This window comes from Streptomyces sp. CB02923 (assembly GCF_001905005.1).
GTDB lineage: Bacteria > Actinomycetota > Actinomycetes > Streptomycetales > Streptomycetaceae > Streptomyces.
This window is the reverse complement of sequence record NZ_LWKZ01000012.1, coordinates 1314004-1327686: the sequence shown is the minus strand read 5'-3', so window position 1 is coordinate 1327686 and position 13683 is coordinate 1314004. Positions and strand designations below refer to the sequence as shown.

The 13683-nt window shown below is 72.6% G+C and carries 9 protein-coding genes; 2 read left to right on the top strand and 7 right to left on the bottom strand.

The features are described from left to right. Positions 1-192 precede the first annotated feature (192 nt). The 3 genes from pyk to A6A06_RS41750 all read right to left on the bottom strand — a co-directional run bounded on the left by pyk (position 193) and on the right by A6A06_RS41750 (position 2803). Positions 193-1629, bottom strand: coding sequence for a pyruvate kinase (gene pyk, locus A6A06_RS17410; protein WP_073762061.1), 1437 nt, complete (start codon positions 1627-1629; stop codon positions 193-195). Positions 1630-1818: 189 nt separating this feature from the next. Further along, positions 1819-2529 (bottom strand): SIMPL domain-containing protein, encoded by a 711-nt coding sequence (locus tag A6A06_RS17405; protein ID WP_073762060.1) that lies wholly within the window; start codon positions 2527-2529, stop codon positions 1819-1821. 109 nt (positions 2530-2638) lie between these two features. Further along, entirely contained in the window at positions 2639-2803 is a 165-nt protein-coding gene (locus A6A06_RS41750) for a hypothetical protein (RefSeq protein ID WP_199930904.1), read from the bottom strand. Between A6A06_RS41750 and A6A06_RS17400 the strand changes: the two genes are divergently transcribed. Continuing rightward, positions 2802-4607 carry a bifunctional metallophosphatase/5'-nucleotidase gene (locus A6A06_RS17400; RefSeq protein ID WP_073762059.1) on the top strand — a complete coding sequence of 602 codons (1806 nt, stop codon included), beginning with the start codon at positions 2802-2804 and terminating at the stop codon, positions 4605-4607. The genes A6A06_RS41750 and A6A06_RS17400 overlap by 2 nt on opposite strands. Positions 4608-4711: 104 nt before the next feature. Here the strand turns inward: A6A06_RS17400 and A6A06_RS17395 are convergent, their stop codons facing one another. The 4 genes from A6A06_RS17395 to A6A06_RS17380 form a co-directional block, all read right to left on the bottom strand. Beyond that, complete coding sequence (locus A6A06_RS17395; RefSeq protein WP_079194053.1) at positions 4712-6238, bottom strand: lysine N(6)-hydroxylase/L-ornithine N(5)-oxygenase family protein; 1527 nt, start codon at positions 6236-6238, stop codon at positions 4712-4714. Continuing rightward, positions 6235-7860 (bottom strand): pyridoxal-dependent decarboxylase, encoded by a 1626-nt coding sequence (locus A6A06_RS17390; protein ID WP_073762058.1) that lies wholly within the window; start codon positions 7858-7860, stop codon positions 6235-6237. The genes A6A06_RS17395 and A6A06_RS17390 overlap by 4 nt, the downstream gene beginning before the upstream one ends. Positions 7861-8217: 357 nt before the next feature. Beyond that, positions 8218-10761, bottom strand: a complete 2544-nt coding sequence (pepN, locus tag A6A06_RS17385) for an aminopeptidase N (RefSeq protein WP_073762057.1) — start codon at positions 10759-10761, stop codon at positions 8218-8220. 104 nt (positions 10762-10865) lie between these two features. Next, positions 10866-11741 carry a helix-turn-helix domain-containing protein gene (locus A6A06_RS17380; RefSeq protein ID WP_073762056.1) on the bottom strand — a complete coding sequence of 292 codons (876 nt, stop codon included), beginning with the start codon at positions 11739-11741 and terminating at the stop codon, positions 10866-10868. A 146-nt stretch (positions 11742-11887) separates the two neighbouring features. Between A6A06_RS17380 and A6A06_RS17375 the strand changes: the two genes are divergently transcribed. Then, entirely contained in the window at positions 11888-13669 is a 1782-nt protein-coding gene (locus tag A6A06_RS17375) for a glycoside hydrolase family 35 protein (protein ID WP_073762055.1), read from the top strand. The last annotated feature ends 14 nt before the right edge of the window (positions 13670-13683 follow it).

Here is a 13683-nt window from a genome sequence, read left to right as displayed (position 1 = left end):
CCGACGTACCGAAGCGCCACGCGCTCTCTGCATCCCCTGCATCCCTCTGCATCCCTCTGCATCCCTCTGAAAACGGTCAGCCACCGGCGGCACGTGGACCGGGCCCGGCGCGGCATGGGTGTTCACGTCGGGACGTCGGGCCCACGCACCGAAGCCCGCGTACCGAAGCGGTGGCGGCCGGGGCGGCGGGGGCTACTTCGGGGAGTCGTCCTCGCCGATGCGGTGGACGCGGACGAGGTTGGTGGAGCCGGCGACGCCGGGCGGGGAGCCGGCGGTGATGATGACGACGTCGCCGGGCTCGCAGCGGCCGATGCGCAGGAGTTCTTCGTCGACCTGGGCGACCATCTCGTCCGTGGAGTCGACCTTCGGGCCGAGGAAGGTTTCCACGCCCCAGGTGAGGTTGAGCTGGGAGCGGGTGGCCGGTTCGGGGGTGAAGGCGAGGAGGGGGATGGGTGAGCGGTAGCGGGACAGGCGGCGGACGGTGTCGCCGGACTGGGTGAAGGCGACGAGGAACTTGGCGCCGAGGAAGTCGCCCATCTCGGCGGCGGCGCGGGCGACGGCGCCGCCTTGGGTGCGGGGCTTGTTGCGGTCGGTCAGCGGGGGCAGGCCCTTGGTGAGGATGTCCTCCTCGGCCGCCGCGACGATGCGGGCCATGGTGCGTACCGTCTCGGTGGCGTACTTGCCGACGCTGGTCTCGCCGGAGAGCATCACCGCGTCGGTGCCGTCGATGACGGCGTTGGCCACGTCGGAGGCCTCGGCGCGGGTGGGCCGGGAGTTCTCGATCATGGAGTCGAGCATCTGGGTGGCGACGATGACCGGCTTGGCGTTGCGCTTGGCCAGTTTGACGGCGCGCTTCTGGACGATCGGGACCGTTTCCAGCGGCATTTCGACGCCGAGGTCGCCGCGCGCGACCATGATGCCGTCGAAGGCGGCGACGATGTCGTCGATCGCGTCGACGGCCTGCGGCTTTTCGACCTTGGCGATGACGGGCCGGAAGCAGTTCTCCTGGCGCATGATGCGGTGGACGTCGTCGATGTCGTCGCCGCTGCGGACAAAGGACAGGGCGATGACGTCGGCGCCGATGCGCAGGGCCCAGCGCAGGTCCTCGCAGTCCTTTTCGGAGAGGGCGGGGACGGAGACGGCGACGCCGGGCAGGTTGAGGCCCTTGTGGTCGGAGACCATGCCGCCTTCGACGACCTTGGTGTGCACCTCGGTGCCGCGGACGCCGGTGACCTGGAGGGTCACCTTGCCGTCGTCGACGAGGATGCGTTCGCCGGGGGTGACGTCGTCGGCGAGTCCTTCGTAGGTGGTGCCGCAGCAGTGGCGGTCGCCTTCGACGCCGGGGCGGACGGTGATGGTGAACTCGTCCTCGCGTTCGAGAAGTACAGGGCCTTCGCGGAATCGGCCGAGTCGGATCTTCGGACCTTGAAGATCCGCGAGGACGCCGACGCTGCGGCCGGTCTCCTCGGATGCTTTGCGTACCCGCTCGTACCGCGCCTCGTGGTCGGCGTAGGTGCCGTGGCTGAGGTTGAAGCGGGCCACGTCCATTCCGGCGTCGACGAGTGCTTTGATCTGCTCGTACGAGTCGGTGGCGGGTCCCAGAGTGCAGACGATCTTTGCTCGGCGCATGGTCCGACCCTACGACCTACTCATAGGTAGGGAACTGTGGAGAAGTGACTGCCCAACGGCCTTTGCGTGAAAGGCTCTTGACAAGTAGTTGAATGCGCACCATGCCGCTCCGATGAGCGGATAAACGGGGCCGCCGGGGCGGTGGAGAGCCTTGGGGCGCGTGTGACCAGCGGTTCGGGGCGCCCGTGGTCACAGGGTGGGACGCGTCATCGTGAAGCGGGCGTTGATCTGTGCGTACACCTCTTGTCGTGCGGGTTCCAGGTCGAGAACGGGGGCGCTTTCGGCCGCGCCCGCTCCCCCGTAGGCGACGGAGCGGAACATGCCGCCGGGGGCGGGCATCGGGGAGGCGTCGTCGGCGCCGGTGTCGGCGAGTTCGAGGACGGCGTCGAGGCGCGCGCCGAGGGCCTCGGCGTATTCGCGGGCGCGCTGGACGGCTTCGTGCACGGCCTGCCGGCGGGCTTCGCGGTGGGCGGGCGAGTCGGGACGCAGGGCCCACCAGGGGCCGTCGACGCGGGTGAGGTCGAGGTCGGCGAGGCGGGTGGTGAGTTCGCCGAGGGCGGTGAAGTCGGCGAGGGTCGCGGTGAGGCGGACGCGTCCGTGGTAGGCGCGTACCCGTTCGTGGCGGCCTTTGGCGGTGATCTCCGGGCTGACGGAGAAGGCGCCGGTGTCGAGTTTCTCGACGGCCTCGCCGTAGCTCTTGACGAGGGCGAGGACCTGGTCGTTGCGGTGGGTGAGGTCCTCAAGGGTGGCGGTGCGGTCGGTGCCGCGGGCCTGGACGGTGATGTCGATACGGGCGATCTCGGGGTCGGCCTCGATGCGGGCTTCGCCGCGGACGGCGAGCCGGGGTGCGTCGGGGGTGCCGTACGGGAGGGTGGCGGGCCGGGTGCCGGGGTCGGTCATGGGGACAGCCTGGCACGGGGGCAGGTATGTGTCAGGGAGTGGCCGGGCGGGACGGTCATCTGATCGCAACCTGTGAGGACTGTTGCGGGTGGGGTTGCTGAGCCAGAATCTACGCGCGTTGTCCATGAGTGTCGCGGTGGTGCGGAGTGTCGCGGTGGTCGCCGGTTTCGTCGTTGGTTCCGTCGCCGGTCCCGTCACTGGTTCCGTCGTTGGTTCCGTCGCCGTCGCCGCGCTCCGCTGCCGTGTTTCGTCTTTCGTCGAAGGAGATGTTCATGCCGCTCGGCCGTAGAAAGTTCCTGGGGAGTTCGGTCGCCACGGGCGCGGGGGCCGCGCTCATCGGTACGGCGGCGGCGGCGCCGTCGGCCGCCGCCGCCGTTCCGGCCTACGGGGGCGGGGCCCGGCGTTACGCCTTCACCGTCATGGGGACCACGGATCTGCACGGCAACGTCTTCAACTGGGATTACGCCGCCGACGCGGAATTCGACGACAAGGACCACAACGATGTGGGGCTGGCGAAGATTTCCACGCTGGTGCGGCAGGTCCGGAAGGAGAAGGGGGCGCGCAATACGCTGCTGATCGACGCGGGCGACACGATCCAGGGCACGCAGCTGGCGTATTACTACGCGAAGGTCGATCCGATCACCGGCCCGAACGGTCCGGAGCATCCGATGGCGAAGGCGATGAACGCCATCGGTTACGACGCGGCGGCCCTCGGCAATCACGAGTTCAATTACGGGCTCGCGGTGCTGCGGAAGTTCGAGGAGAGCTGCGACTTTCCGCTGCTGGGGGCGAACGCGGTGGACGCGAAGTCGCTGCGGCCGGCTTTCCCGCCGTACTGCATGAAGCGGTTGCACACGCCGTGCGGCCGGGAGGTGAAGGTGGCGGTGCTGGGGCTGACGAATCCCGGTGTCGCGATCTGGGACAAGGCGCATGTGCAGGGGAAACTGGCGTTTCCCGGGCTGGAGGAGCAGGCCGCGAAGTGGGTGCCGAGGCTGCGGTCGATGGGTGCGGACGTGGTGATCGTGTCGGCGCATTCGGGGACGAGCGGCACGTCGTCGTACGGGGACCAGCTGCCGTACGTGGAGAACGCGGCGGCGCTGGTGGCGGAGCGGGTGCCCGGGATCGACGCGATTCTGGTGGGGCACGCGCATGTGGAGGTTCCGGAGCGGCGGGTGGTGAACCGCGAGACGGGGCGTGAGGTGGTGCTGTCGGAGCCGTTGAAGTGGGGGCAGCGGCTGACGCTGTTCGACTTCGAGCTGGTGCGCTCGCGGGGCCGCTGGTCGGTGGAGTCGGTGGCGGCGAAGGTGCTGAATTCCCGTACGGTGCCGGAGGACGCGCGGATCACGCGGCTGCTGCGTACGGAGCAGCGGAAGGTGGTGGCGTACGTCAATCAGGTCATCGGGCGGTCGAAGGCGGAGATGACCGCGGCGGAGGCGCCGTACAAGGACACGCCGGTGCTGGATTTCATCGCGTTCGTGCAGGCGGAGGCGGTGCGGAAGGCATTGGCGGGTGGTGAGCACGCGAAGCTGCCGGTGTTGTCGCAGGCTTCGTGTTTCTCGCGTTCGGCGGCGGTTCCGGAAGGCGAGGTGACGATCCGGTCGATGGCGGCGCTGTATCCGTTCGACAATACGCTGGAGGCGCGGATTCTGACCGGGAAGCAGGTACGGGAGTATCTGGAGTTCTCGGCGCGGTATTACACGCAGACGTCGGCGGGCGGTCCGGTCGATCCGGCGGGGCTGACGAATGCGGAGGGCATTCCGGACTACAACTACGACGCGGTCAGCGGTGTGTCGTACGAGATCGACATCGCGAAGGAGCCGGGGCGGCGGATCGCGAAGCTGTCGTTCGAGGGGAAGCCGGTGGCGGACGACGCCCGGTTCGTACTGGCGGTGAACAACTATCGGGCGAGCGGTGGCGGCAATTTCCCGCATGTGGCGAAGGCGCCGCAGGTGTGGTCGACGTCGGAGGAGATCCGCAATGTGATCATCGGGTGGGTGAAGGAGACCGGGGAGATCGACGGGACGACCTTCGCGTCCGTGGACTGGCGGCTGACCCGGGACGGGGTGCCGGTGTTCTGATCCCGGCGCGGTGTACGGCGGCCCAGGTGTCCGTGTCCGTGGCGGGCGGAACCTGGGCCGGGTGGCTCAGGTGTCCGTGCGGGACGGGGTCCGGGCCTGGCGGTTCAGGGGTGCTCGATGAGGGTGGAGTGGGGGCGGGGGATGTCGGTGAGGGTGCGGTGCGGGGAGGGGCGCAGGCCGAAGGTGGTGAAGGCGGTACGTGCCGGGAGGGGGTAGGCGGTGCTGTCGGTGAGGGAGTTGAGGATGGTGGCGCCGCGCCAGGCGGCGAGGCCGAGGTCGGGGGTGCCGACGCCGTGGGTGTGGTGTTCGGTGTTCTGTACGTAGACGGAGCCGGTGACGCACGGGTCGAGGACGAGGCGCTGGTCGGCGTCGATACGGGGGCGTCCGGCGGCGTCGCGGCGCATGTAGGGGTCGAGGGCGGCGAGCAGGGTGTCGGTGCGGGCTTCGCGGTAGCCGGTGGCGAGGACGACGGCGTCGGTGGTCAGGCGGCTGCGGGCGCCCTGGTGGCCGTGGTCGAGATGGAGTTCGACCTTGGTGGTGCCGACGCGGCCCGCGGTGCGCACGGTGACGCCCGGGGTGAGGGTGGCGTCGGGCCAGCCGCCGTGGAGGGTGCGCCGGTAGAGCTCGTCGTGGATGGCGGCGAGGGTGGCGTGGTCGATGCCCTTGTGGAGCTGCCACTGGCCGGGGAGGAGTTCGTCGCGTACGGGTTCGGGGAGGGCGTGGAAGTAGCGGGTGTAGTCGGGGGTGAAGTGTTCGAGGCCGAGTTTGCTGTACTCCATGGGGGCGAAGGCGGCGGTGCGGGCCAGCCAGTGGAGTCCTTCGCGGCCGGTGGGCCGGGCGCGCAGCAGGTCGAGGAAGACCTCGGCGCCGGACTGGCCTGCGCCGATGACGGTGACGTGTTCGGCGGCCAGCAGGCGTTCGCGGTGGGCCAGGTAGTCGGCCGCGTGCAGGACGGGGACGGTGGGGGCGTCGACGAGGGGCCTGAGGGTTTCCGGTACGTGCGGGACGGTGCCGATGCCGAGGGCGAGGTTGCGGGCGTGGGTGCGGCCGAGGGCCACCGCTTCGCCGTCGTCGCCGAGCTGGGTGTGGTCGACCTCGAAGGCCGCGCGGTCGCAGTTCCAGCGGACGGCGTCCACCTGGTGGCGGAAGTGCAGGCCGGGGAGGTTTTCGCTGACCCAGCGGCAGTAGGCGTCGTATTCGGCGCGGTGGATGTGGAAGCGTTCGGCGAAGTAGAAGGGGAAGAGGCGTTCCCGGTGTTTGAGGTAGTTCAGGAAGGTCCAGGGGCTGGCGGGGTCGGCGAGGGTGACGAGGTCGGCGAGGAAGGGGACTTGGAGGGTGGCGTCCTCGATGAGGAGGCCGGGGTGCCAGCGGAAGGCGGGGCGCTGGTCGTAGAAGGCCGTGCGCAGCTGGGTGAGGGGCTGGGCGAGGGCGGCGAGGGAGAGGTTGAAAGGGCCGATGCCGACGCCCGCGAGGTCCAGCGGTTCGTCGGGGGCGACGGGGGGCCGGGCGGTGGCGGGTTCGGGGTCGGGGGGCCGGGTGCTGGTGGTGCGGGGGCCGGTGGGGGCGGGGCGTCCGGGGTCCGGGGACGGCAGTTGGAGGGTGACGGCGTCGGGGTGGGGGGTGGTGCTCATCGGGGGGTGTGGCCTTCCACGAGTTTCAGCAGTGCGGCGAGGTCGTCGGTGGTGGTGTGGGGGTTGAGGAGGGTGGCTTTGAGCCAGAGGCCGGTGGGGGTGGCGGCGCGGCCGAGGACGGCGCGGCCGCGGTGCAGGAGGCGGCGGCGGATGGTGGCGACGGTGGTGTCGTCGGCACCGGTGGGGCGGAAGAGGACGGTGCTGATGGTGGGGCGGGAGTGGAGTTCGTAGGCGGGGTGGTGGTCGACGAGGTCGGCCAGGGTGCGGGCGGCGGCGAGGGTGCGGTCGACGAGGTCGGCGAGGCCGGTGCGGCCGAGGGCCTGGAGGGTGACGGCCATCTTGAGGATGTCGGGGCGGCGGGTGGTGCGCAGGGAGCGGCCGAGGAGGTCGGGGAGGCCGGCTTCGGTGTCGTCGTCGGCGTTGAGGTAGGCGGCGCGGTGGGTGAGCGGGGCGAGGTCGGCGGTGCGGGGGACGGCGAGGAGGCCGGCGGCGACCGGTTGCCAGCCGAGTTTGTGCAGGTCGAGGGTGACGGTGTGGGCGCGGTGCAGGCCGTCGAGAAGGGTGCGGTGGGTGGTGCTGAGGAGGAGGGGGCCGCCGTAGGCGGCGTCGACGTGGAAGCGGGCGCCGTGGGTGCGGGCGAGGTCGGCGAGGGCGGTCAGCGGGTCGATGGCGCCGGTGTCGGTGGTGCCCGCGGTGGCACAGACGAGGACGGGGGCGCCGGGGGTGCCGGGGTGGCAGAGGCCGGTGAGAGCGGTGTGGAGGGTGTGGGGGTCGAGGGTGCCGTCGGGGGTGGGGAGGGTGAGGGGTTCGGGGAGGCCGAGGAGCCAGGCGGCGCGGTGGATGCTGTGGTGGGCGTTGGCGCCGCAGACGACGCGCAGGGGCGCGGTGTGGCGGGTGCGGGCGTACTCGCGGGCGAGGAGGAGGCCGAGTTGGTTGGACTCGGTGCCGCCGGTGGTGACGAGGGCGTCGGGCCGATCGTCTTCGTGCGGGCGCCCGGGGCCTGCGGGTGTGTCGGGGCCGTACGGGTGGGCGGGGGCCGTGTGCGCATCGGCCGTGTGCGGGCGGCGGGGGCCCGCGGACGCGCCGGCTCCGTACGGGTCGGGAGCGCCGCCGGGTCCGTACGGGTGCGGGGAGCCGCCGGGTCCGTACAGGTGGGGAGAACCGTCGGGGCCGTACGGATGGGGGGAGCCGTCGGGGCCGTACGGGTAGACGAGGGCGGCGAGTTCGCGGGTCGTGCGGGCTTCGAGGGCGGAGGCGGCGGGGGCCTGGTCCCAGGAGTCCATCGACGGGTTGAGGGCGGCGGCGGCCAGGTCGGCCGCGGCGGCGAGGGCCAGCGGCGGGCAGTGCAGGTGAGCCGCGCAGTGCGGATCGGCGGGGTCGGCGGCGCCTTCCGCCAGGGCGCGGACCAGGGCGCGCAGTGCTTCGTGGGGCCCGCGGCCGGTCTCGGGGAGGACCGGTCCGGCGGCCTCCCGCAGCCGCGTGGCGACGCGGCCGGGGCCGCCGGCGGGCAGGGGCCCTCCCCGGGCTTCCGCACCGTCGCGCAGCGCGTCGAGGACGGTGCCTAGGAGGGGTCGCAGGGCGTCGGGGCCTGCGGCACCGCCGGCGAGGGGCGGGGTGTTCATGGGCGGTCCTTCGGGTGCGCGACAGCGGGCACACCACAGACTGGCCGGGGCCGGGTGGTGTACCTGCCGAGCTGAACGAGCTCAACCCGAAAGGGGTACCGATGCGCTGGTCGGGGCGGTGGTGATCGGATTGCCTGCTATGCAGTCCGTAGGGCATGGGGGGCCGCTCTCCCGCCGGCCCCGGCCCCTCCGGCTCCGGCCCCTCCGCCACCCCACCGGCCCCGCCGCTCCCCCGTCAGGCGCGCCATTCCCCCCGTCAGGCCCGCCATTCCCCACCCGGCCCGCCGTCCCCCATCAGGCACGCCACTCCCCGCCAGGCCCGCCGTCCCCCTCAGGCCCGCCGCTCCCCCGTAGCCGCTATGCGTCCCGTACCCGCAGGGCCCTCCTGAGGTCGTCGAGCTGGTCGACCAGCTTGCGGCGCAGCGCCGGGGCGGGGTCGGCGGTGCGCAGGCACTCGTCGCCCAGCTGGAGGGTGGTGGTGTCGACGAAGGGGGTGGGGAAGGCGTAGCGGCCGACGGAATCGGCGAGGGCGGGGCCGCGGCGGGCGGCGAGGGCCACGGCTGCGGGAAAGTAGCGGCCCGCGTACGGGCGGACCAGGTCGAGCTGTTCGGGGGCCCAGAATCCGGCGGCGGTGGCGTTGAAGAGGTAGTTGGACAGGTCGGTGTGCTCGTCGGTGGCGAACAGGGCGTCCCAGGCGGCCTGTTTGGCGGCCGGGTCGGGCAGGGCCGCGTGGCAGGTTGCGGCGCCCTGGCGGCCGGTGGCGCTGGGGTCGCGGGCCAGTTCGTCCTCGATGGCGGCCGGGGTGGTGGCGCCGAGGACGGCGAGCCGGCCGAGGATGCGCCAGCGCAGTTCCGGGTCGAGGGTGGGGCCACCGGGGACGCTGCCGCCGGAGAGCCAGTCCTGTATGCCGTCGGGGGTGGTGGCGCTGTCGATGAAGGTGCGGACGGCGGCCAGGCGCAGCCCTTGCCCGTCGCCGTTCTCGGAGCCTTCGGTACGGCGCAGGATGTCGCGGGCAGCGGTGCTGAGGGTGTTCAGGGCGGCGGGCCGGTCGGCTGCGGCGAGGTAGCGGTCGGCGATCTGGGTGCGGGCGAAGGCGAGGGCGCCGGAGACGATGGCGATGTCGGTTTCGTACGGGAGGTGGGCGCGGGCGGCGTCCAGGTAGGCGGTGGGCAGGAGTTTGCCGTCGCGGACCATGTCGCGGGCGGCGTTCCAGACGACGGCGCGGGTGAGGGGGTCGGGCAGGCCGGAGAGCGCTTCGCGGACGGTGTCCCAGGAGCCGGGGTCGAGGCGGATCTTGGTGTAGGTGAGGTCGCCGTCGTTGAGCAGGATCAGCGCGGGGCGGGGGCCCGGTGCGGTGTGGAGGCGCCGCGGTACGGCGTCCCCCGCGGCGGGGGCGGCCGGGATGTCCCAGCTGAGGTGGTCGCGGGCGACGAGGCGGGCGGGGTCGGTGGGGTCGCGGTCGTACAGTCCGACGGTGAGGTGGTGCGGGCGGCTGCCGTCCTGGTCGACGCGCAGCGTCCAGCCGCCGTCGGGGGCGGTGCCGACGACGGGGGTGAGGGTGTCGATGCCGGTGGTGCGCAGCCAGTTGCCGGCCCAGGCGTGCACGTCCCGGTCGGTGGCCTGGGCGAGGGAGTCGACGAAGTCGGCGAGGGTGGCGTTGCCGAAGCGGTGGCGGGTGATGTGGTCGTTGACGCCGGCGAGGAAGTCCTTCTCGCCCATCCAGGAGACGAGCTGGCGCAGCGCGGAGGCGCCCTTGGCGTAGGAGATGCCGTCGAAGTTGAGGAGGGCGGAGGCGGTGTCGGGCACGTCCTCGGGGGCGGGGGCGACGGGGTGGGTGGAGGGGCGCTGGTCGGCGTCGGAGCCCCAGCCCTTGCGGGCGATGCCGAAGTCGGTCCAGGTGTCGGTGAAGCGGGTGGCTTCGGAGAGCACCTGGTAGCCCATGTATTCGGCGAAGGACTCGTTGAGCCAGATGTCGTCCCACCACTGGAGGGTGACCAGGTTGCCGAACCACATGTGGGCCATTTCGTGGGCGATGACCACGCCGCGGGTCTGGCGCTCGGTGTCGGTGACGGCGGAGCGGAAGACGTATTCCTCGCGGAAGGTGACCAGGCCGGGGTTCTCCATGGCGCCCGCGTTGAACTCGGGGACGAATGCCTGGTCGTAGGAGTCGAAGGGGTACGGCTCGTCGAAGAGGGCGTGGAAGCGGTCGTAGCAGCGGCGGGTGATGTCGAAGATCTCTTCGGCGTCCGCGGTCAGGTGGGGGGCCAGGGAGCGGCGGCAGTGGATGCCGAAGGGCAGTCCGGCGTGCTCGGTGCGGACGGTGTGCCAGGGGCCGGCGGCGACGGCGACGAGGTAGGTGCTGATGGGCGGGGTGGGGGCGAGGGTCCAGTGGTTCGTCTCGCCGTCCTGGCGGGTGGCGGTGCCGTTGCCGAGGACGGTCCAGCCGGGGGGCGCGGTGACGGTCAGCTCGAAGACGGCCTTCAGGTCGGGCTGGTCGAAGGCGGCGAAGAGGCGCTGGGCGTCGTCCAGGAACAGCTGGGTGTAGACGTAGGTCTCGCCGTCGGCGGGGTCGGTGAAGCGGTGCATGCCCTCGCCGGTGCGGGAGTAGGACATGGCGGCTTCGAGGCGCAGTTCGTGGTCGCCTTCGGCGAGGCCGGTCAGGGGCAGGCGGTTGCCGTCGAGGGCGGCGGGGTCGAGGGGGCGGCCGTCGAGGGTGGCGGAGCGCAGCTCCTGCGGTGTGACGTCGATGAAGGTGTCGCCGTCGGTGCGCGCACTGAAGCGGACGGCCGTGCGGGACACGAAGTGGCCGGGGCCGTGGGTGAGGTCGAGGTCGATCGCGTAGCGGTGGACGTCGAGGAGTCGGGCTCGGGTCTGCGCCTCGTCGCGCGTCAGTGCGGGCATGTGCTCATGCTGCCGTACGGCACTGACACCGCGCACTCGTCCGGTGGTTTTGCCGGTCGGACCGCGCCCCGCGCGCACGCCGTACGTCCGGGCCGCGGGTGGCCTCAGCCGATCCGCGGCGGGTTGTCGGGGTCCGGCACGCGGGTGGACCAGCCTCCGGGGACGCTGTGGCCCTGGCGGGCGCGGAAGCGGACGGGTGCGGTGCCGACGCGGCGGGTGAACAGGCGGCTGAAATAGGCGGGGTCGGTGTAGCCGACGCGGCGGGCGACGGCGGCGACGGGGAGTTCGGTGGCGGCGAGCAGTTCCTTGGCGTGGCCGAGGCGGATGGCCAGGAGGTAGTCCTTGGGGCTGCAGCCGGCGCCGCGGCGTACGGCGGTGCGCAGGGCCGCGGGGGTCATGCCGTGGCGGGCGGCGTGTTCGGCGACGGACAGCGGCAGGAACGCGTCGCGGGCGAGGGCCTGGAGCACGGGGTCGCCGTCCGCGTCGGTGTCGGCGCGGGCGCGGCGCAGCGCGACGAGGAGTTCGTGGACGGCGGCGGCGGTCTCGACCTCCAGGAGGGGGTTGCCGCGGCGGGCGGCGCGGGTGATGCGGCCGATGGCGGTGCGGGCGGCGGCGGTGTCGGCGAGCGGGACGAGGGGGCGGTCGGGTTCGATGTAGCCGAGTTCGGTGTAGGTGGTGGTGGCGGGGCCGGTGAAGTCGACGAAGCTCTCGTCCCAGCCGGTGTGCGGGTCGGCTCCGTAGTGGTGGGTGACGCCGGGGACGAGCCACAGCAGGGCGGGGGCGGTGACCGGCCGCCGGGTGCCGTCGGGGCCGGTGAACCAGCCGCGGCCGGCGCCGATGACGACGGCGACGTGGTGGTCGAGGACCCGCGGGCCGACGGGCGGCAGGGGGCCGTGCTGGAGTCCGACGCCGAGGCAGACCAGGCCGAGCCGGTGGTGGACCGGTCCGGGGCTGAAGTACCGCATCCAGGTGTGGTACACGCGGGCTCCTTCCCGTGCGGCCGACGTGCTGCCGACGTGTGCTGCGGCCTGTTCCGTCCAATCAACGCTGATCTTTGTCCATGGACCTCCGCGCCGCCAGAGGTGAGGGTGAGCGGAAGGCCGGGTGGACGGAGGGGGCGGGCGGCGTGGGCGGGTTCGCGGTGGGCGAGCGGGACTTCGAGCGGGACGGGCGGCCGGTGCGGCTGCTGTCGGGCGCCCTGCACTACTTCCGGGTGCACGAGGCGCAGTGGGGCCACCGGCTGGCGATGCTGCGCGCTCTGGGGCTGAACTGCGTCGAGACGTACGTGCCCTGGAATCTGCACGAGCCGCGGCCCGGCACCTACCGTGACCCGGAGGCGCTGGGCCGCTTCCTGGACGCGGCGCACGCGGCGGGGCTGCTCGCGCTGGTCCGGCCCGGTCCGTACATCTGCGCGGAGTGGGAGAACGGCGGGCTGCCGCACTGGCTGACCGGCCCGCTGGGGCGGCGGGTGCGGACCCGCGACGCGGAGTATCTGCGGGCGGTGGACGCGTGGTTCGGGCGGCTGCTGCCGCAGGTGGTGGCGCGGCAGTACGACCGTGGCGGCCCGGTGGTGATGGTGCAGGCGGAGAACGAGTACGGGTCGTACGGCAGCGACCGGGAGTACCTGGCGCACATGGCGGGCCTGCTGCGCGGCCTCGGGGTGAGCGTGCCGCTGTTCACTTCGGACGGCCCGGAGGACCACATGCTCACCGGTGGTTCCGTACCGGGTGTCCTGGCCACGGCCAACTTCGGCTCCGGGGCGCGGGAGGCGTTCGCGGCGCTGCGCCGGCATCGGCCGCGGGGCCCGCTGATGTGTATGGAGTTCTGGTGCGGCTGGTTCTCCCACTGGGGTGACGCGCCGGTGGCGCGCTCTTCGGAGGACGCGGCGGAGGCGCTGCGCGAGATCCTGGAGTGCGGCGCGTCGGTCAACGTCTATATGGCGCACGGCGGTACGAACTTCGGCGGCTGGGCGGGGGCGAACCGTTCCGGCGAGCTGCACGGCGGGGCGCTGCAGCCCACCGTGACGTCGTACGACTACGACGCGCCGATCGATGAACGCGGGCGCCCCACGGAGAAGTTCCACCGTTTCCGCGGGGTGCTGGCGCCCTACGCGCCGGGCCCGTTGCCCGCGGTCCCCGCTCCGCCGCCGGTCCTCGCCGCGCCCGTACGGGCCGAGTCCGGCGGGTGGGCGCCGCTCGGGGATGTCCTGGACGTGCTCGGCGGCCCGGAGGTGACGTCGGGTGTCCCGCCGACGTTCGAGGAGCTGGACGTGGACCGGGGCGTGGTGCGCTACCGCTTCGAGGTGCCCGGCCCGCGCGGGCCGTTGCCGCTGCGGGTGGCAGGTCTGCGCGACCTGGCGGTGGCGTACGTGGACGGGGTGCGCGGGCCGACGCTGACCGAGGAGGAGGCGGAGATCGGTGCGGCGGTGACCGGGCCCGCCGGTGTGGAGCTGTGGGTGGAGTCGCTGGGGCGCGTCAACTACGGCCCGCGGCTCGGCGAGCCGAAGGGCATCACGGGCGGGGTGCTGCATGAGCGGCAGTATCTGCATGGCGTACGGGCGCGTGGGCTGCGGCTGGATGCGCTGGAGGATGCGGCGGCCGTGGGGCGCGTACCGTTCAGGGAAGTCGGCGGGAGCCCCCTTAGCGACGGGCAGACGGGCCTCTACCGAGCCACGCTGCCTGTCCCCTCCCCCGGCGACGCCACCCTCGAACTGCCCGGCTGGGCCCGTGGTTTCGCCTGGATCAATGGTTTCTGCCTGGGCCGCTACTGGGCGGCCGGCCCGCAGCGCACCCTGTTCGTCCCCGGGCCGGTACTGCGCCCGGGGACGAACGAGCTGCTCCTGTTGGAGCTGGAGGGCGCCCCCGCCCTTGAGGGGGAAGGGGCAGGGGCGCCCGGTCTGGTGCCCTGACGCGTCCGGCTCAC